At 61.3% G+C, this 20,939-nt stretch carries 10 protein-coding genes; 3 read left to right on the plus strand and 7 right to left on the minus strand.

Features of this window, described 5'->3' with window-relative positions:
- Positions 1-127: 127 nt before the first annotated feature.
- The 4 genes from AB3X89_RS05265 to AB3X89_RS05280 form a co-directional block, all read right to left on the minus strand.
- The gene (locus AB3X89_RS05265) at positions 128-1,240 is read right to left on the minus strand and encodes a response regulator (protein ID WP_368582189.1); all 1,113 of its coding nucleotides are present in this window, start codon (positions 1,238-1,240) and stop codon (positions 128-130) included.
- A 38-nt stretch (positions 1,241-1,278) separates the two neighbouring features.
- Entirely contained in the window at positions 1,279-3,585 is a 2,307-nt protein-coding gene (locus tag AB3X89_RS05270; protein ID WP_368582190.1) for an ATP-binding protein, read from the minus strand.
- A gap of 15 nt (positions 3,586-3,600) precedes the next feature.
- Positions 3,601-8,325, minus strand: a complete 4,725-nt coding sequence (locus AB3X89_RS05275; protein ID WP_368582191.1) for an AAA family ATPase — start codon at positions 8,323-8,325, stop codon at positions 3,601-3,603.
- Positions 8,326-8,629: 304 nt separating this feature from the next.
- A complete protein-coding gene (locus AB3X89_RS05280) occupies positions 8,630-9,310 on the minus strand; it encodes a winged helix-turn-helix domain-containing protein (protein ID WP_368582192.1) in 681 nt (226 codons plus the stop codon).
- A 319-nt stretch (positions 9,311-9,629) separates the two neighbouring features.
- Between AB3X89_RS05280 and AB3X89_RS05285 the strand changes: the two genes are divergently transcribed.
- A complete protein-coding gene (locus AB3X89_RS05285; RefSeq protein ID WP_368582193.1) occupies positions 9,630-11,219 on the plus strand; it encodes a winged helix-turn-helix domain-containing protein in 1,590 nt (529 codons plus the stop codon).
- Here AB3X89_RS05285 and AB3X89_RS05290 read toward each other — a convergent pair.
- A complete protein-coding gene (locus AB3X89_RS05290; protein WP_368582194.1) occupies positions 11,189-14,077 on the minus strand; it encodes a winged helix-turn-helix domain-containing protein in 2,889 nt (962 codons plus the stop codon). The genes AB3X89_RS05285 and AB3X89_RS05290 overlap by 31 nt on opposite strands.
- A 486-nt stretch (positions 14,078-14,563) precedes the next feature.
- Between AB3X89_RS05290 and AB3X89_RS05295 the strand changes: the two genes are divergently transcribed.
- Positions 14,564-14,857: a hypothetical protein gene (locus tag AB3X89_RS05295; protein ID WP_368582195.1), complete on the plus strand. Its 294-nt coding sequence runs from the start codon at positions 14,564-14,566 to the stop codon at positions 14,855-14,857.
- 293 nt (positions 14,858-15,150) lie between these two features.
- Entirely contained in the window at positions 15,151-15,957 is an 807-nt protein-coding gene (locus AB3X89_RS05300) for a hypothetical protein (RefSeq protein WP_368582196.1), read from the plus strand.
- A gap of 933 nt (positions 15,958-16,890) precedes the next feature.
- Here the strand turns inward: AB3X89_RS05300 and AB3X89_RS05305 are convergent.
- Together AB3X89_RS05305 and AB3X89_RS05310 are read right to left on the minus strand one after the other, a co-directional pair.
- Positions 16,891-17,148, minus strand: a complete 258-nt coding sequence (locus tag AB3X89_RS05305) for a DUF4242 domain-containing protein (RefSeq protein ID WP_176379811.1) — start codon at positions 17,146-17,148, stop codon at positions 16,891-16,893.
- A gap of 57 nt (positions 17,149-17,205) precedes the next feature.
- Positions 17,206-20,829 carry an adenylate/guanylate cyclase domain-containing protein gene (locus AB3X89_RS05310; RefSeq protein ID WP_368582197.1) on the minus strand — a complete coding sequence of 1,208 codons (3,624 nt, stop codon included), beginning with the start codon at positions 20,827-20,829 and terminating at the stop codon, positions 17,206-17,208.
- Positions 20,830-20,939 lie beyond the last annotated feature (110 nt).

Below are 20,939 nucleotides of genomic sequence, written 5' to 3' on the forward strand. Positions count from 1 at the left end.
GGCTTGAACGTATGCTAGTGTGCGAACGCAATCCGAACCATTATCCATAGGTCTAAGATCCCTTCGACCCATGTCGTCGAGCCGCGCCGGCCGGGCGCAGCCCGACCCTTCACGCGGCGCGCTGGCCTCAGCGCGCTAGCGTCAACTTTACGGTCAGCCCAGGATGGCAGTCCTCGAGTCGAAGTTCGCCGCGATGCAACGTCGCGACTCCTTTGACGAGGGCCAGCCCCAACCCCACGCCAGGGGTCCCGCGGCTGGCGTCACCGCGGTAGAACCGTTCGGTTACCTTGTCTTTTTCGGCATCGGGAACGCCTGGCCCGTCGTCGCTCACGCTCGCCTCGATCACGCCGTCATAGTCGCGTACCGCGACATCGACGCGTGTGCGCGCAAACTTCAGTGCGTTGTCGATCAGATTGCCGATCGCCTGCGCGACCAGCAAAGGGTCCACCAACGCGGGCAGACTGTCCGGGCAATGCAGCGACAGGGTGAGAGAGCGCAGTTCCGCCAGCGGCTGATAGAACTCCACGGCTTCCGAAACGATATGGGCCACGTCGCTGGGCAAAAATCCGGAGTTACGCAGTCCCGCATCGATTTCAGCGAGCCGCAAAAGCGCGTTGAAGATGCCGATGACACGATCGATGTCAGCCAATGCGCTTTCAAACCGCTCCAGCGTTTCGACATCGACCTTCTTCTTCAGGTCGAGGATCATCACCTCCATCCTCGAACGGAACTCGGTCAACGGGGTCCGCAAATCGTGAGCGATGGCATTCGACGTGTTGCGAACGCTATGGATCATCTCGATCAGCGCTTCCTGCGCGGCTTCGCGGCTGCGCACTTCTTCCTGGAGGCGCGCGTTCTGCTCTTTGAGGGCTTTTTGCAGCCGCCCCAGCTTCAGGTGTGTTTTTACCCTTGCGAGCAATTCCGCCATTTGCAGCGGCTTGGTTACATAGTCGACTGCGCCGACGTCGAAGCCGGACGTCTTGTCCTCCGTCTGGGAAAGCGACGTCATGAAAATGACCGGAATCTCACTGGTTTGCGGATTTGCCTTCAATCTCCGACACACCTCGAAGCCATCCACGCCGGGCATCATGACATCGAGCAAGATCAGATCCGGGCACACGAGTTCGGCCCGCCTGAGCGCTTCTTCTCCATCACGGGCAATCGAGACCCACAGGTCGTTGCTTTCCAGAAAGTCAACCACGAGGCCCAGATTCGACGCCATATCGTCGACCACCAGCACGAGCGGCGGATTGTTATTGGATCTATATGGCATGACCACTATTTCCCGTTCAAATGCCGCTCGATGAACGCAAGCAATTCCCGCGATTCGAAGCTTTCCGCGAGCTTGCGCACCCTTAGGGCAAATGCCTGATAACGTCTATCGATTTCCAGCAGTGAGTCGGCGTGCCTCATGATGTCGCGCATCTGGCCTCGCAACGCCATGCGATGCAGAACCTCGATGGCCTCCTGCGCTGGAACGATCAGCGTAGCGGACGCGTCGGGATGACCAGGACACGCCGCGACCGGCGCCGAATCACCCGGCCCGCACGCGGCCTCCGCGAACGGGTTCCCCGGTAGCACCGACGCGAGCGCACGATTTCCGCTGTTGCGCGCCATCGTTTCGACCGCAGCGTCGATGTCTTGCCGTGTGGTGCCGCTCGTGTCATCGGCGTCGCACGCCATTGCATTTGAGTCTCGCACGGCAAGATCGAACCAGAACCGGCTTCCTCTTCCGTGTTCACTTTCCACATGAATCTCGCTGCCCATGAGTCGAACCAGATGCTGGCTGATGGCCAGCCCCAGGCCCACACCCGCGCTGCGCCGCTCGCTATCGCCGGCCTGCTCGAACGGTTGAAAGATGCGCTCGATATGATCGGGTTTGATGCCGATTCCGGTGTCCCGTACCTCGAAGCGCACGTTATCGGCGCGCCCCTGTCCGACCATGAATGCAACTTCTCCGTGGTCCGTAAATTTCACCGCGTTCGAAAGCAGGTTGAGCAATACCTGGCGCAAGCGCTTTTCGTCAGCGCGGATCACCTTCGGCAGGCGAGGCGCAATCATGCAGGTCTGCGTGAGGCCTTTCTCGCGGGCAGGCACGCTAATCAGCTCGGCAAGCATTTCCAGAAACGGTGCAAGCAACACGTCACCCGGCTGCAGTTCGATTCTGCCGGCGCCAATGCGGGCGAACTCCAGCAGGTCGTTGATCAGCGTCAGCAGGTGAGTCCCGCTTTGCTCGATGACCAACACACGCGATCTCTGCTGCGTTCCGAGCGCCTCGTCGCGGCGCAGGATCTGCGCGTAGCCGAGGATGCCGTTCAGCGGCGTTCTGAGTTCGTGGCTGATGTTGGCGAGGAATTGATCCTTTGCCTTGTTCGCCGCTTCGGCCTCGTCTCGTGCGATCAGCACCGTCGCCTCGAGCGCCTTGCGCTCGGTAATGTCGATCAGCGTGCCGCTCAGGCAGAGCGAACAGCTTGCCGAATTGCGCTGTGTGCCGCGCGTGAGCACCCAACGGCATGAGCCATCGCGATGAAGCAGGCGGTGCTCGATCTCGATCGCATCGCTGGAATCCCTGTTCTGACTGGTGAACATCTCGGCAACCCGGCGCCGGTCGTCAGGGTGAACGATCGCCATGAATCCGTTGAAACTGTCGGGGCAGGTATCGTCGCCATAGCCCAACCACTCCCGGATATTCCAGCTGCGCAATGACCAGTGACGCTCATCAACGCCCGCCAGTTCGAGTTCCCATGCGCCGACGTTCGAACCGCGCATGGCCGCGCCAAGACGCTCGTTGGTTTCGCGCAGGATCTCCGCCTGGGCCGCGCGCCGTGTCTCGGTCACGTCGCGAATCACCAGCACCACGCCGACGACCTGACCGGCATCGTCGACAATGGGCGTGCGCCGGTTTTCAACCGGCACTTCACGCCCGTGTCTGCCAATCAGTCTGGTTCGTGCCGGCAGATCGACCGGCGCCCCCTTGCGCAGCACCGCGGTGCCGACATCGCTCAATGGCGTGTTCGTATCCTCGTCGACCAGCACCAGAATATTCGCGAGAGGTTGCCCCTGCGCCTGTTCTCGCGACCATCCGGTCAACGCTTCGGCCACGGGATTGAACAGCGTAATGAGCGAATCGCAGTCCGTCGCGATCACGCCGTCACCGATACTGGCAAGCGTGACCGCGTAACGCTGCTCGCTCTCGCGCAGGCGGCGCTCAGCGGCATGCTTGTACAGCGCCATTTCGACGACGGTGCGCAGTTGCTGGTCGTCGAATGGCTTCAGGACATAACCGAACGGCTCGGTCACCGTCGCGCGCCGCACCGTCTCTTCGTCTGCGTACGCCGTGAGGAACACCACCGGCAGATTGAGCGCTTCGCGCAAGCGTCGGGCCGTATCGATACCGTCCAGCTCTCCCTCGAGCTGAACATCCATGAGTACGAGGTCCAGCGGCGTTTGCATGGCGACCGCTAGCGCCTCCTCGCCGCTCGCGCAGTTGCCTGCAACCGCATGACCGCAGCGCGTCAACTGTTGCGCGATGTCGCGTGCGACCACCCGATCGTCTTCCACAATGAGGATGCGCGCCGGCGCCATGATCAAGCCCGCCTGTTAGAGAGTGAAGTGAATGACGAAGCTCGTGCCCGTATCGCGACCGATCTGTAGCGAGGCATGCAGCTGGCGCGAAAGGTCGGAAACGAGCTGCAACCCGAGAGAATCCGCCTCTTCGATCGAAAAATCGGGCGACAGCCCAATGCCGTCGTCCGACACGCTGAGCCGGCACCTGCGCTCATCGTCCGACGCCAGCTCGACGCGCAAGCGCCCGTGCCGTCCGTCCGGAAAGGCGTGCTTGAGTGCGTTCGACACCAGCTCGTTGACGATCATCCCGCAAGCCACGGCCCGATTCATGTCGAGTTGCACGTCGTCGACGAGCACGTCGAGCGAGACGTTCAACCGGCTCAATTCATAGGCGCGCGAGAGATGCGCGCACAGATTGCGGATGTGCGACGCCATATCGATGCGCGCAAAATTGCCGGCCCGATAGAGATTCTCGTGAACCATCGCCATCGAGCGTACCCGGTTCCTGCTGTCCAGCAGGAGTTCCGCTGTCGAGCGGTCGTCCGTGCGTCCGGCCTGAAGGTTGAGCAGGCTGCTGATCAACTGCAGGTTGTTTTTGACCCGGTGATGCACCTCGTGCAGCAGAGCGTCTTTTTCGTCGAGCAGCGCTTCGATTTCCTCCAGGCTGGCATTTTCGATCGATATCGCCGCCTGCGAAGCGAGCAGCCTGAGCACAGCCATGCGCGAGGGCGTAAAAGCGCCGGGCGCGAGTTCGTTCTCGAGGTACAGAGCGCCGATCACCCGGGCCTGCTTGACGAGCGGCAGGGACAGCACCGAGCGAGCCTGCCGGCCGTCGAAGTACTCATCCGACGCGAACGGATTCTCCACTGCGGCATCATCCACCAGCACCGGTTCGCGCGTACGAAGGCTGTGATGGAGCATCGCGAGCGGCACCTCCTTGAAAGATGCGGCCCGGCGCTCTACGTTGACCGTGCTGCCCTCCCGGATTGCCGTGGCCTCCGCTTCGACGCAAAGCTGCTCCGCGTGCGGCAGGATCAACAACGCGCGCCTCGCGCCCGCGTGCTCGAGCACGATCGACATCAGCGTATGCATCAGACGCTCCAGGGCCCGCTCGCTCGAAATCGCCTGCGACGCCTTGACGACCGTCTCCACCTCCAGTTGATTCGCCACCGCTCCGCTCTGTGGACTCCCGATGCCCTGCGCCGCGAGCTCGGGGTATCGAGCCTCGAGCGACCTGACTTTCGCCATTGCCCCCCAGTTCAACCAGGCCAGCCTCGCGTTGCGCAAGTAGACCGCGCCGATCGCTGCAAACCCGCGTTCCATGTAGAACCGGCCAGCGACTTCATTGGCGAGGCCTTCGACATGCGGCAGGCGTTGCTCGCGAGCACTCTCGATCGCACGCTCGTACAAGCGCATTGCCTCGAACTCGCGGGCCTCCGTACGAGCGATTTCGGCCTCGACCAGCGCGGCGCGCGAAGCGAAGTTCGAGGGACTGTGACTGGCCCAGTCGCGCAACTTGTCGACATGGTCGGCGAGAGCCGCCAGGTTGGCAGCCCGCTCGCCGGGCGCCAAGGTGTCGTGCGATTGCAGACGCGCCAGCGCGGAAAAGAAATGGTATTCCGCCAGTTCGAAGTGGCCCGACGAAGTCCACAGCAGTGGCGAGGCCCTGTTTGCCGCCGCGAGCGCACCTGCGATATCGCCCGCGAAATAACGTGCCTCCAGCTGCCGTATCCAGTACCAGCACGCCGCTATGGCGAGCGCCGGATCGTCTTCGAGATGCTGCTCGAGGCTCGCCTCGTCCGCATAGTCCGCTTCGGCCGAGCCGAGCCAGGGCGCCGATCCACGCAGCCCGCGAATCAGGGACAACTGCGCGGTCATGATGTCGACGATCAGCCCGAACCCGGCCGCGCGAACGATGCGCAGACGCTCGACGGCCTGATCCTCGACCTCGGCCAGCGCGTCGCCGGCCGCAAGCAGACTCGTGACGAGACAGCAGCTGCTGAAGCCGACGTACGTGAGGTCGCCGCTTTGCGTTGCGGCTTCAAAGGCACGCCGCAGCAGCGGGAGTCCCGCGCGCATGGGTTGCGTCCATGGCATCACGTGATAGGCGAAGCACATGTACACGCGCGCCCTGAACCGGCCAAGGCCCCTCTCGTCGACGAGCGAAAGTCCCAGTCTGCCGAACTCGAAGCCCGCGCGGTAATCGCCGAAAATCGGGCCCGCCACCATGCCAAGATAGGCAAAGCCCAGCGACGAAGCGTCGGCGTTCCCATGACGGATGCTCAGGTTCGCCATGCGGCACAGCACCAGACAAACCAGGTTCTCGTCAGTAAAGAACGCGGGGGGCAAGACCGCGGTCAACACATCGAGTGTCGCCTCCAACGCCTCGTCCTCGAGCAAAGGGAGGTCGATCAGGGCCGAAATCGGTCTTTGCCCGATCTGGCCGAGCAGCGTCGCAAACTCCGCTTTGGCCGCCTCGCGGGCAGGATGCGCGACCCAATCGATGCCGACATCACGCAGATAGTCGAGGCAGATATCGATGGCGGCCGGCATCCGATCGAGCGCCGTATGCAGCGTGACGCGCAGAAACGCCACCGCAGCCTTGTGGGGCACGTTATTCGCCTGGGCAGCAAGAGCGCACAGGCGCGCGTCGGCACCCTCGGCGTTTCCGGTCAGGAATTCGCATTCTGCGCGAAGCAGCTCGAGCGAAAATTTTTCGCCATAGTGCGTGTCCCACGCTCCGCTACCGAAAATATCGCTGCCAAGCGCCAGATACGTGAGCGCGGAACCGTAGGCAGCCGACGCCCTCGCACGGCGTCCGGCGCGCAGATTAAGTCCGGCCACGCGGGTGCGCACCTCGACATCGTCGATCGCATCGATCGCGCGATTGTATTGATTGACGATTTCGAAAATATTCCGTTCTACGTCAGGGTCACTGTCGCCGCCATCCAGCATCGCGCCGATGCGCAGATGCGCCCTCGCTCTATCCGCCTCCGCAATGAGCGCGTAGGCGGTCTCCTGAATCCTGTCGTGTACGAAAGCGTAGCCATCGGTCAATCGATAGACGATACCCTGTGAGGCAGCTTCCGCCAGCACGGCCTCGACTGTCTCGCTCGACTCGCCACTCACGCGTGCGAGAACCGAAGTGGAAACACTGGCGCCGAGACAGGCGAAGTCGGCAAGCGCTCGTCGAGTCGAGCTGGACAGACGACCCAGTCTATCGACCATCAGGTCAACGACGCTGTCGGGAAACCCTCTGCTTGCGATTTGATCCGCATTCCACGCCCACTCGCGACGTGCCCGGTCGAAGCTGAGAAAGCCTTCGTCTGCCAGAACACGAAGGAACTGGACGGCGAAGAACGGATTTCCCCCCGTCTTTTCAAACATGACTTGCGCGAGTTGCGCCGTGTGTGGCGTGCTGCTGTGGGTCGCGTCGCGCACGAGACGCGCCACCTCGCTCACACCAAGAGGGGCCAATAACAATTCATGAACAGGAACCCGCCCCGCGCGAATGGTCCTGACAACATCCGCCAAGGCATGCGTGGGCCCTACTTCGTTGTCACGAAAGGCCCCAATGAGCATCAGGTGCTGGATGTCCGGTGCCTTGCCCAGTGCCTCGAGCACCGAGATCGTGCCGGAATCGAGCCATTGGAGATCGTCGAGGAACAGCACCAGCGGTTGTGCCGGAAAGGCGAAGGCACCGATGAATCGCGTCAACACCGCGACGAACCGCTTCTGGGCGTCCTGTGGCGGAAGCTCCGCCACGGCGGGCTGAGGACCGACGACACGTTCGAGCTCGGGGATCAGATCGAGGATCAGTTGCCCGTGAGAACCGAGCGCATCCTGAAGATGCTTTCGCCACCTGGCGATGTCGGGCTCCCCCTCCTCCAGGACCTGTTCTACGAGCACCTGCATGCACCGCGCGATCGTCGCGTACGGAATGTCCCGCTTGAACTGATCGAATTTGCCCGAGGCAAACCGGCTGCCCGAACAGACAATCATCTGATGGAATTCTTCGACCAACGACGATTTGCCGATCCCCGAATAGCCGGATATGAGAACGAATTCCGTGAGACGACTGTGAGCGACCCGGTCCAAAACGGCGCGCAACGCTCGTATTTCCCTTTCTCGCCCATACAGGCGCTCAGGAATCAGCAATCTGTTGTCCGCCGCGCCAGGTAAGAATGGTTCGATGCGCCCACCGCGCCGCAATTGCTCGACACATAGCCGCAAGTCGTGCTCCGCCCCGCGCGCTGTCTGGTAGCGGTCCTCGGCGGCTTTTGCGAGCAGGCGCTCGACGATCGCGGCTAGCGGAGCGGGAATGTCGGCGGCACATTCCTTGAGCGAAATGGGTGTTCTCGCGGTATGGCAGTGCAGCCATTCGGCCGGTGAACTCGCCACATAAGGATATTTGCCCGTGAGCATCCAAAAGATCAGAACGCCCAGCGAATACAGATCCGAACGGCCATCGGCCCGCCGATTCACGAGGCCGGTACGCTCGGGCGCGACGTAGGGCAACGCGTCCGCATACAGCACCGGCTGGCTGATTTCCTGGCCTTCAGGAGCGGCGGCGGCAGTCATTCCAAAGCCCGTGAGCGCGACCGCCCCAGTGTTTGGGTTCACGAGCAGGTGCGCGGGGCGAAGATCGCTATGGACGAGGTCGCGTTGATGCAAGGCTTCGAGCGCGGCCGCGACATTCGCTGCGATAGAAAGAACGTGACCCAGCGCCAGGGATTGCGTTTGCATCGACGCCAGCACGCTGCCGCCTGGATCGTCGAGGAACAGCGTGATGCGTTGACGCTCCCGCAACAGGACGTCCGGTTGCGCAAAGCGGGGACTATCGAGGCGCGCGCGCAGTCCATAGGCGTTCTCGAGCAACGCCAGCGTTTGCGCGGAGGGTTGTCCAGCCGATGGCCTCACGGCCAGCCGGGTTTGCGCGGCGCCTCGCGTCCTGATGCGCGAGAGGACGAGGACACCATCGTCCCACAGCGTTTGCGTTTTCGATTCTTCGAGGTTCATGGCGGCTGCCGTATCGATACGCAGCTTCACGGAGCTTTGGAAGTCATGCGTCGGCCGACAGCATGTACCCGGCATTTCGCACGGTGCGCAAAAGAGAACGCTCAAACCCCGCATCGATCTTCTGCCGGAGCTTGCTCACATGCACGTCGATCACATTGGTCTGTGGGTCGAAGTGGTATTCCCAGATATTTTCCAGCAGCATCGTGCGCGTGACGACCTGATCGGCATGTCGCATCAGGTATTCAAGCAATTTGAACTCTCGCGGCTTCAGAGTGATCGCCTTGCCGGCCCGCGTCACCCTTCGCGAAAGCAGATCGATGCACAGGTCTCCCACCTTGAGCGTGGTCTCGAATACGTCGCTCTGCGAGCGGCGCATCAGTACCTCGAGCCTCGCCAGCACCTCGCCGAAAGCGAATGGCTTGACGACATAGTCGTCGCCGCCGGCCTTCAGGCCGCGAATGCGCTCGTCCACGGCGTCGAGGGCGCTCAGGATCAGTACCGGCACCTTGCTCCCGGTGGCCCGCAGCGCGGTCACGATACCAAGCCCATCGACTCCGCCCGGCAACATGCGGTCGAGGACGATCGCATCGTACGCGCCCTGCATGGCGAAGAACATGCCGTCGCGGCCGTTATCTGCAAAGTCGACCACGTGCCCTGCCTCCGCAAGCCCCTTCTTCAGAAAGCCGGCAACTTGCACATTGTCTTCCACTAACAAAATCTTCATCCCAGCCACTCGCGTTTCCAGTGGGTCGCAGCGCAATAGGGCACACGCAAAGCCTGGTCTTCCTTTGCATTGATCGTTTGCCTCAATTATCCGTCGAGAGCGGAGCATTGCTCTTTTGGACACCCCTTAAATTTCGTTAACGCTCCCTTAAGCGTTGAATGCATACGCGATGCGGCATTGACATTCGCTATCGAAATGCTCTCGCGCGGCCGTAGATTAACAAAAGTTAATTTAACAATCACCGGGAGGAAAACACCGCTCACCTATCATCCGTCTCGACACTGCCGGCGCGCCAACAGTCCAGCAACGACCAACCGGCATGTGGCGCCCGGCCTCACCCCAATCAACGTCGGACGATTTAGCCATGAATCACGCGATAGCCGACTTTCGAACATTCGCTCCCCGCCCGCCAGTCATCCAGATCGGCGAATGCGACGTCGATCTCGGCGTCCGGGCGCTGCGCCGCGGCGGCAGAGTGGTGGAACTCGGTTCGCGCGCGTTCGAGTTGCTCGCTACCATCGCCTTGGCGGGTGGTCGAATCGTGTCGAAGGACGAACTCATGGATGCGGTCTGGCCCGATACGATCGTCGAGGAAAACAATATCCACGTGCAGCTTTCGGCAATCCGCAAGGCGCTGGGCCCGGATAGAAAACTGATCGTGACGGTGCCGGGGCGCGGCTATCAGCTCGTCTCGCCAGTGTCCGGCGGCACGATCGTGCATTTGCCACGCCGTCAGTGCACGCTCGCGCCTGAGCCCTATCACGCGCGGACGAGCGAAGCGCTGCTCGGTCGGGAATCCGCGATCGCCGAAATACGCTCGATGATGGCCTCGGCACCGGTCCTGACGCTCATTGGCGCGGGCGGCATCGGTAAGACAGCTATTGCCCGGGAAATCGCGCACCAGTTCGCCAGCGAGCAGGCCGTCGATGTCCACTTTGTCGAACTCGCCGCGCACAGAACGCGCCATGCGGTGATCCGTGTGTTCGTCGAGGCCTGCGGACTCCGACTGCACGACGATGAACCCGACATCCAGAGCGTCGCCAATGTGCTGGCAAGAATGCGCGGGTTGCTCGTTATCGACAACGCGGAGCACGTCGTGGAACACGTGGCCGAGATCGTCGGACTGATCGGCCAGGCCGGTCACCAGGCCATGATCCTCGTCACCAGCAGGTTCCGTCTGCGCGTATCGAGCGAAGTCGTCTATCGTGTCGGCCCGCTGGCGCTAGCTGACTCCCGCGACGACCCGCAAGCCATACTCCGCTCCCCGGCTGTCCGTCTGTTCCTGAACCGGCTCAGTTCGAACGGCGTGAACGTCGATATGAATCACGATCGCCTCCGGCTCGTCGAAGAAATATGCCGCCGTCTGGAAGGCATCCCACTGGCGCTCGAACTGGCGGCGGGGCGTGCGTGTGCACTAGGCCTGCACGGCATCTGCGCAGGGCTCGACGAACCTCTGCTGTACCTCGCGGGCGGGTATCGGACCGCTCAGCCCAGACATCGGACCCTGCGGGCAGCGCTCGACTGGAGCTTCGACATGCTCGACATCAGCGAGCAGACGGTGTTCAGGCGTCTGAGCGTCTTCGGCCACGCTTTCTGCGCCGAAGCGGCGTCCCGGATCGCACGCGACGCCACTCTCCCGGCTGAAGCCGTGATGGATTGTGTCGGCGAGCTTATCGACAAGTCGCTCATCGAAGTCCAGTTCGATGGCGCGGAGGCGCGGTACTACCTGTCGGCCGCAGCTCGCGCGTATGGTCGTGAAAAGCTGCTCGCGGCGGGAGAAAGCCGCACGATTTTCGAGCGGCATACCCGCCACATCGGCGAACACTATCCTGCACTTGTCCCCGACGGCGCCGCGTTGCAGGCATTTTCTGTCGGGGCTTATGCGAGTGACGCAATGCCCGCCGTCTGACGGGCCGGCGCGACCTCAGCCGCGCCATCCTCGACTTGTTCCGCATGACGAGCACCCAAGGCATCGATCAGTTCGAACAGTGCCTGGACATCTGCGCTTGCGCTGCCGCGATCGAAGCCGCCTGAAAGATCTTGCAGCAGGACCAGTGCATCTGCCAATTTCCCGTCCTCGTCCAGCAGCCGCGCCATCGCGGCTGTAGCACGCAGCTCCAACATCCGGGCGCCCTGCTGTTGCGATAACTGCATCGCCTCCAGGAAGCAGCCTCTTGCCTCGACGAGTGCGTCGCACCACGCATCGCCTCCCTTCGGCTCGAGCTTGGCTCGCGCTTGCGCGACGAGACCAAGCGCCCGCCATACTTCAGGCAGAAAGAACAGCTTGCCGTGGCGTCCGCAGAATGCCAACGTATCGTGCAGTCGCGCGGAAGCCTCGGCGAAGCGGCCGCGCGCGATCAGCCCCTCCGCGCACGCAACGACGAAGGGTGCAATCAGGCGCCTGAAGCCTCGTGCAATCAGCGCATCCAGCGACGCCTCGAGCACCGGCAAGCCACTTTCAATCTTTCCTTCGAGAAGATCGCAATAGCCGCCGAGACAATTGCCGTACTCACGCCAGATCGTGAAACCGTGCAGTGCCGTCTGCGAGCGCATGATCTCCAGATAGCGGCGGCCGCGCCCCAAATCGCCCGAGAGCAATGCGATCGGCACGGCGACCACGCCGAGCACATGCGTGAGCCAGGGCTCCATCGTCTCCGGCCTGATCAGGTTGACGCCCTTGTCGACGTACTCCAACGCCTCTTCGGCATCGCCCTGCAACCAGACGATGCGCGCCAGCGTGCCGTAGCAGATGGCAAGAGGATCGACGGCGAAGCTCGTGATCTGCTCCGCTTCGTCCGGGTGAACCGCGAGATGCCGCATGGCCGCTTCGATCCGGGACTTCGCAAGATCGTGCTGCCCGGAGCAGTGCTGCGCGACTGCGGCAAGCAGGCTTGTCAGCGTCTCCTGCCATGCATGACCGCGGTCCCGCGCGAAGGTCTGAAAACGCAGCGCATAATCAATTGCGTCGTGCACGTTGCCGCCGTATAGCGCGGCATTCCAGAGCCCCCAGTACGCACGAGCCTGAAAATCGTCGTTAGCGGACGAGATGGCCAGATCGAGAACCTCGTTCCAAAGTTGCGCGCAACGCCCGATCGGACCACACAGATTCGGCAACGTCGCAGCCAACGCCGCTCGAACACGCATCTCGTTCACGGCATCTATCGCTCGGGCCGGCAACTCGCTGAGCGCAGACACCGCACGTTCCGCTCGCGCGGCGCATTCCTCGATCAGGCAGCAACGCAGCAGGACGCCCGTCAACGTCGACGTCAGCTCGACGGCGAGATGCAGATCGCCAGCGGAAAATGCCCACTCGGACGCGGCACGCGCATCGTCGAGCGTCTGCCGCAGCTCGGAGGAGCCGTCCGCCAGTTGCAGCGAATACGTACGGCCCACCCCCGCGTCGAAACGCGACGCGAAATAGCGCGCGATACGCGATGCGATTTCCTGTGTTTCGTTGTTTGCCTGAAGCATCTCGAGCGCATACGCTCGAGTCGATTCATTCATCCTGTACTCTGCGACCGGACCCTCGAGGCCGACGCTTACCATCGACTTTGCCACGAGTTCGCAGATCCCATCGATCGCGGCACCGATAGTCAAGCCCGAATCGCACGCGACGGCGCACATCGCTTCGAGCGTGAACGCACCCCCGAACATCGCGAGTCGCCGGAACAGAGCCTGAGCGCCTGGATCGAGCAGCGCGAAACTCCAGTCGAATGTGGCACGAAGCGTCTGATGGCGTGGCAACGCGGTGCGATAGCCGCCCGTCAGGATCGACATCTGGTCGTCGAGGCGCTGATAGACGCCTTTGATACCGAACGAAAAGACGCGACCTGCCGCCAGTTCGATTGCCAGCGGCATACCGTCGAGCCGACGGCATATGTCGCCAGCCATCAACGTTTCTGTTTTGTCCAAGCTGGGCTTTCCCCCTAGCGCCCTTACGCGCGCGAGGAAAAGGTGGACTGCAGACTGCGCAAGGACCTCCTGTTCGGAGGCGTCGCGCGCGGGCACGCTGAGAGGTTCGATGCGAATGGTCCTTTCCCGTGGAATATGCAATGGCTCCCGACTCGTGACCAGAACGCGCAACGCAGGGTTACCGTCCGTCAGCGCTTCGACGATCTCGGCCACGTGAGCAATCGCGTGCTCGGCGTTGTCGAGAACCAGCGTCCGGGGATGGTCCGCGAGCATCGCCGCGATCATGTCGACGCAAGGAACGTCGCCGTCGGAAGACAGGTGACAGCTTTGCGCGATGGACGCGAGGATCGACTGCCTTTCCGTCAGTCCCGCCAGTTCGACGAAACAGACAAGCTCGGAGTGCACTTCGGCAATCTGGTGCGCGACAGCGATCGACAGCGTCGTCTTTCCGATACCGCCAGCGCCAGTCAGCGTCAGAACGGGTGCCGAATCGAAGGCTGCGCGAATCCGCGCGATGTCCGCATCGCGGCCGATCAATCCTGTTGCCAACGGCGGCAACGTGCACAGTGTGTCGCCTGGCGCAGCGCTTTCGGACGGCAGCGATGCAGCCGGATGCTGGATCAGCCGATAACCTCGGCCCGGCACAGTGACGATGCAGTCACGATCTTCACCGAGCGCTTTGCGCAGCGCCGAAAGGTGCACCTTGAGGTTGTTCTCCTCGACGACCGTATCCGGCCAGACGGCGCTCATCAGTTCGTCTTTCGCGACGAGCCGTCCGTTGGAGCAGGCTAGGAACGCGAGAATTTCGAATGCGCGTGACCCGACGTGCAGGACCTCGTCGCCCTTGCGTACCATGCGCCTACTTATGTCGACTTCAACGTGGCCGAATTTGATCATGATGCTGCGACGTCAATGGATATCAATAGCGACGCACGTGCCGATGGCGGGCTCGACATACCCTCAAAGCTCCGCCACACGAATAAATCTGACTCTCGTCAGTCAGACCGCATTGCTCGCGGTCACGCGCTTGAATGATGCCCCGCCCGCGAAACGATTTCTTGAAGATTCTTACCCAGTGTTGCACAGATTAGCTCGGTTCGCGGGGTGATGCATTAGACGCGCACGCGTTCTGCCGCATTGGATGCAATCGGTACCTGGCAGCCCTCGCGACTAGCGACGGAATATATAACTAAAACGAAACATAAACGAAAGCTATACGAAATTATTTGATTTACTTGCCCTTCGGTGGATGCGTGTCATCCGGCCTGACATCACGCAACGCATCAAAGCAGGCCGCCATGGCCGTTGCGTGTGCGCTACCGCGTCCGACGTCAAAACTCGATGTATCGCATGTCGAGGATTGATCTTTCCCGACTCGCATCGCAGGCAGCAGCGTCGCTTGCCCAACTCCCGAGGGACCACGGAGCATGGGAGCCGGATTCCACATACGGGCGCAATCTCGAGATTCTGATCGAGCGATTGTCGAACGGCGACGCGGTTTCGACGCAGTTCGGCACGCTGCTGCGCGATGCGCTCGCCCGTCCGCACGAGCTGGCCTCCATTCTGGCTGAGACCGGTCTGTTGCTCACCACGATTTCGCCCGCAAACTACTCAAGCTGGCCAGGTCGCAATTGACAGCCTCGATGGCCGCGCTTGAACGAGTGAGAGACGTTGGCACTGTTGCGACGATCGGCCGATACCGGTCGTGAGTGCGCGTTGGCGACCGGCCGCTGTCGGGAGGCGAAATACCAATGACCGGTTTACGGCGATGAGTTCGAAGCGCGGATGGACTCAGCCCGACCCGGAGCGGCCTCTCATCACATGGTCATCGAGCGACCGTTGAGCGCGGCACCTTGGTCATTCGGCCGAGTGCGGATGATCTTGCGCTGTCCATCGCATACAATCCCACGTCCAAACCGCAAACAAATATGATGCGCAGGCCATCTGTCATCGCAGGAATCGCGTACGTCCAGTTGTTGACTGCTGTACACATACTCAAGGCATTCGATAGCCCGTATATCAATCGAGTCCCGTTATACATTGGTTCGCCGCTCTCTGTGCATGCGCAATGGACCTACATGGCCAGTCTGTTGCCGGTCGCTGTCGTTGTTGGTGTGGGCTTGGTCCACGGCAAGTCTTGGGTACGCTGGATTCTCGCGGCGACTATTCTCGCCACTGCGGCTATCACCATCCCCGTACAAAATGCTCAAGGCATCTATTCATACGTACTCGCCCTACTGATAGGTTCCACAATTCTGGCGCTGTTTTTCCTTGCTCCTTCGGCAAGGACATATTTTGCTCATCCACGAGCCGCGAAGCGATCGCTCTCGATGCGAGACCTCTTCGCGCGAGCGATGTTTGCCTTTTGCGCCGTGAACACGTCCTTCATCCTCGCAGATCGCTTCGCCGGTAAGGTTGAACTTGCAACAGCCATTGCCGTGCTCGCCACTCTTTCATTGCCGGCCCTCGTGCTGGGAATTGTCGCCCGTTGGCATGTCACGACGGCTTGCCATGAAGCTGCAACGGTCCTGCTATCGACGGCACTGTTCCTTGCTTGCCGGTTTTTGCTTGTCGCTACTTACGTTCACGTTAGTAATCTGACGGCTTTTCCGGAAGCTATGCGGATAGACAGTGTAATTCTCACATCCGTGATTGCTGTGCTGGGGCTATTGCTTTCGAGGTTGTCAGTACATCGGGCGTCTCGGCCGCAGCCGCTCACCGCCGGCGAGTCGTGAGTGGAACTCTCGGGCGACGAAGTTGGCGGAGAGGCGGCATAACGGCGTGTAGCATTTCAAACAGAATGGCGATGAATACGCTTCCTCTTCCAGCTGAAGCGTGCGTGTGGCGCCGATAAAGCCGTTGGCCAGGTGGCGCGCTATATGGGCTGGGTGACAACATGTATCGCAGCTGGCAAACTGGTTCATGGCGTGATAGTTGCGCGTGAGATTGGCCAGAACCTGCGATATGCGATGCTGGCGGTCCCTAGGCTTATGGTCTACGAGTACAAGGTGGCATTTAGTCTGGACCTGGTAGCTGGGCCCGATGTTAGTGCGCGGACTGTGTGATCGGTTGGCCGACTGGCCATGTTGCTTGACGCTATCTAGTAGGGCGACCACCACCGATTGGAATCGGCAACGGCTAATCAACTGGGCCGTCGACATTGGACCGCATACCGCAGCGGTCATCGAACATCTCCTTGGCGGCGGTCTGGCGATCGAATTGCAGTGGCAGGTCAAGCGAATAGGTTTGCTCCTCGTGGCAGCTTCGCGATTTGGTGAATGGGATGCCTGCAGCGTTGGTAATCAACGAGCGCTGGAACGAAAGACGTGGCTTACGTGAGAAAACGAATGGGTCATATCGACCCGTTGCGGCCCTTCCGCCTGACGCCGGGCTAAGGGCCGCTTTCGACGTGCACCGGTCATAGTCACACGCGCCTCCAGAACCGGGGATACGGCCCAGGCATTTTCTGCCTTTCGGCGTCGCGTCCTCAACGGCTCGACCCTGCCCTCGCTTTGAGCAAATGCGAGTTATGGCTTAAAGGCGAGCTGTGGCCAGGCAGCCGCGAATGCGTCTATTCCTCGCTGCCGCCGCTGTCCGATGACGTTGGCGACAATCCTGTCGTTGCATACGGGCGCTCAGCCATTAGACGATGCATCGTTCCCCTTCCTCTAGTTAAACATTTCCGGCCGCAAGTCGCTTACCTCGATGATCACATCGGCCGGCAGATTGGCCCGGCGCGCTGCGGCGCGGATGGCGTCGGCGCTGGGCGCCTCATACAGGCAATAAGTCTTCTTCTTGTCCGCGCTGAGAAACGAAAAGAGCCACTCGACGCCTTCCTCGTCGTTGATTCTCTTCACGGTTGCAGCACTTTCGCCCGTGACCTCGAGTTGTTCTGCAAAATTACGTTCAATCATAAACCGCGGCATATGATTCTCCTTGAGTAGCGACTGCACATTGCCCGTCAAACTGTGCGATAGCCTGTGCTAACTTTTGAGCCCTGTTCTTGCCTGCGCGCCACGAATACGCTCGACGAGTGCGAACATCTTAAGTTTTTTGGCTGCGGCGGCTGCCATCGAGAGCAGATCTTGCGCACGTGCTCTATCTCTAATGCCATTGCGTGCCGCCAGCATGAGCGCGTATTCGTGCCGGCTGTGCGCGAGCCAAGGCCATGCTCGCAAGCGCTCGTCCATGCGCAACGCGTATTCGAAATGCTGTTCGGCGGCTGACCAGTCGCCCAGAGCACGGGCCAATATGCCCAGAAACCGTGCCGCAGAGCCGCAGCAGAGCGTAAAGACTGGAACCGTGACGACCTGATCCTGGAACGGCAGAAGAAGGGCATAAATATGTTTGGCATGTTCGACGTCCCGCAGGCGGGCAGCAACCTCCGCCAGATATGTCAATGTGACGAGTCGCTTGCTGTCCACGGGGATGCTGTATTCGGATTGCGCAAGCCGGACGAGATTGTCGCGGGCCTGCGCCTTGAAGCCGAGATCACTGCAGATCAACATGAATCCCGGCCGCCACGTAGCGTCCTCGGAATGCTCGTCGACAAACCGCTTGAATATGGGCGCGACCTCGGCGAGCCGGCCCTGTTCGCGACGTATCGCGAACATCTGCATGCCGTAGACACCCGTAGCGAGATTCGCGTCGGCGTTCTGCGCCATCCGCAACGAGTCCCGCGTCTTTTGCTCCGCCTCGGCGAAGTCACCGACGAGTATGGCCCGCATCGCCTGCGCCCCCGTCACGCACCACTTGTCGACGAAGTGCTGTCCGCTGGCGGCGATCTGCCGATACCGTTCCAGCGCGCTCTCGAAACGGTCCACCTCGCCAATTTCCAGGTAGCCGGCAAGACATCGGGCGCATGCATGACCGATGGTTTGCGCATCGCCGAGATCTTCCGCCATCTGCCTCAACTCCAGCAACACGCTTTCACGCTCCAGAAACCTGTTCGCGGGTAAGGGGAGAGCCCCGACATGCATCAACTCGCACGCCAATGCATCGAACAGGCTTGGCAGATCGTTCAGGCGTCTGGCGAGGGCGACGGCCTCTTGGGCAAATTCACTACTTTGTTCGCGTGCACCCGTCATATGAACGGTGCGAACGAGGCGACTCAACAGGCGGCAACGCTCGACCGATTCCTCGGTGCCGACCAGGGCGAGGGCCTCTTCCAGCAACGAAAGCGATGCATCGCCGGAACCTTCGAGGAAGGTCTCGGCGGTGTCGAACTCCAACGCTGCCTGCACGAGATACGATGTGAGCTTCCGTTCGCGCGCAATTCGCGCGGCCTCGCGGAAGGTCGCAATCGCCTCGCGTTGGGCCAGTCTGAACTCTGCCCTGCCTCTTGTCAGCAGGAGAGGCAGCAGGTGAGCGGCCCGATCCGGCTCGCTGTAGGAGCATCGGTTGACCAGTTCAAGTCCGCGCTGCACATGGGCGATCGCCTCATCGTAGGCGGCACCCGCAAGCGCCCGTTCTCCGGCACGCTGCCAATAGCCAATCGCGCGATCCGGCAGGTCGGCCGCGGAGAAGTTCTGAGCGATCAATTCGGGTTGCCGCTCGACGATGTCCGGATAGTGTTCTTCGAGAGCAGCGCCGATTAGCGCGTGGAAGTGGCGGCGACGCGCAAGCAAAAGGGATTGGTATGCGATCTCCTGGATCAATGCATGCCGGAACAAAAAGGCGTCTCCTTCACCGAGTTTCCCTGAAGCAGGAACAATGATTTCGGCTGCAATCAGGCGGTCGAGCGACTCCTGCAGTTCGTCCTCTGACCTCGAAGCAATCAGGCCAAGCAACGTCCTGCCGAACTCACGTCCCACGGTGGCCGCGACCTGCGCAGTTTCCTTGACGGCTGGCTCCAGTCGGTCGAGCCTCGACAGCAGCGAGCCCTGCAGCGTGTCCGGAATTGCGATCGTCTGCGGCGTGCCTTTCAACTCGTAGCTGACGCCGGCATCCAGCAACAGATCGCCCTGGAGAACGGCCTTGGTCAGTTCCTCGACAAATAGCGGCACGCCGTCCGTCTTGGAGACGATCTGATCGAGCATGATATCCGGCAGCCGCTTGCCACCCGTCAGCCGCTCGACCATCGCAACGCAATCGCGACGCGATAACCGATCGAGACTGAGTTGTACGAGATGAGGGTAAGTCCACCCCGGTTCAAACTCGGGCCGCGCCGTGATAAGTACCATTAACCGGGCGGCCAGCAGCCGTTCAACCACGAGCCGAACGAACTCGAGGGATGACGGATCGATCCAGTGCGCGTCTTCAACAACGAAAAGAACCGGCTGAACGCGCGTCATCGTTTCGAGTACGGCCACCAGCACGTCCAGCGTCCGGCGCTTGAAGGAGGGAGAAGATGTGTCAATTGGCGGATGGCGCGCGCCTGTCTGAATCCCAAGCAAGTTCGTAAGTACCAGGAGTGCCTCGTCGACATCGACCCCAAGTCTTGCGATTCCGGCCTCTATCCGTTCCGTTTCCGACGCATCTGACGTGTCGGCCCCGACGCCAAAAGTACGCTGTAGCCAGCGCTGTACCGGCCAAAATGGGCTGTTGCGATAGTACGTGGAACAGTGAAGCGAAACGATCACATGCGAGTCGTCACTGATGCCGGCGCAGAGCGCGCGCAGCACACGAGATTTTCCGATTCCCGGCTCGCCGGTCAGCAGCACGCAGCGCATTTCGCCATCGACGCTTTGCTTCCAGCGCCGCCAGATCATCTCGAGTTCCGCAGCCCGACCAATGAGCGGCGTCATCCCATGGACGGCTCTGATTTCGAAGCGGTCGATCATGTCCGCTTGCGCCAGCACACGTTGGACCCTGACCGGATTAGTGACCCCTTTCAGTTCGCGCCAGCCAAGGTCTTCAAGCTTGAATGACCCATCGATCAGATGTTGGGCGGCCGGACCCACGACGACCGCATCGGGCGGAGCGAGCGATTGCAGCCTTGCAGCGATGATTGGCGCCTCCCCGACGATTGCCTGGTGATCCAGCGAAGATCCAGCGCCAATCGCGCCGGCGACGACAAGTCCCGTTTCGATCCCGATCCGCATATGCAGACGCACGCCATACTCGGTTTCGATGAGATCGTTGGCATCGCGAAGCGCCGTGGTGGCAGCGAGCGCGGCGAGTACCGCACGTATGGCATCGTCTTCGTGCGCACCCGGATAGCCGAAATAGACGAGCAGCCCGTCGCCGATATAAAGCGCGATGTGACCTTCATGAGCTTCGATTGCCCGCGCACAGGCTTGATGGTAGACCCCTAGCAAACGTCGCATATCCTCTGGATCGAAGCGCTCCGCCAGCGCTGTCGAATCGATGAGGTCGATGAACATTACTGTGATTTGACGCCTCTCGGCCTCGATGGCTGGGGATGCAGGCGACGATGGCGGGTCTCGGCATTCCCGTACCCGCTCAAGCGAATGTGCGTGGGCTTCGTTTAGCGCTGCAAGTCCTTTTGCGAGCCGCTTGCGGTCGCCAAGCGTAAGGCCTAGTTCCTTCAGGTCACCGTCGGAAAGATCGCTGAGCACATCCCAGTCGATTCCTTGGGAGGTGAACTTCGCAGTGTGGGCGCCGAGGCCAATCTGCGCTAACCATGTCGTCAGATCGTCGGTCATTGCTGGATCTCTGGAGGCCCCATCCACCGTCATCATCGGCGTGGTAGCCTGTCCACGCCGCTTCGCGCCTCTTTCCCATGAGTGTCGGGACAGGCGCATGCGATGGGTTT

The organism is Paraburkholderia sp. BR14320, assembly GCF_040948665.1.
GTDB classification, from domain to species: Bacteria; Pseudomonadota; Gammaproteobacteria; order Burkholderiales; family Burkholderiaceae; genus Paraburkholderia; species Paraburkholderia youngii.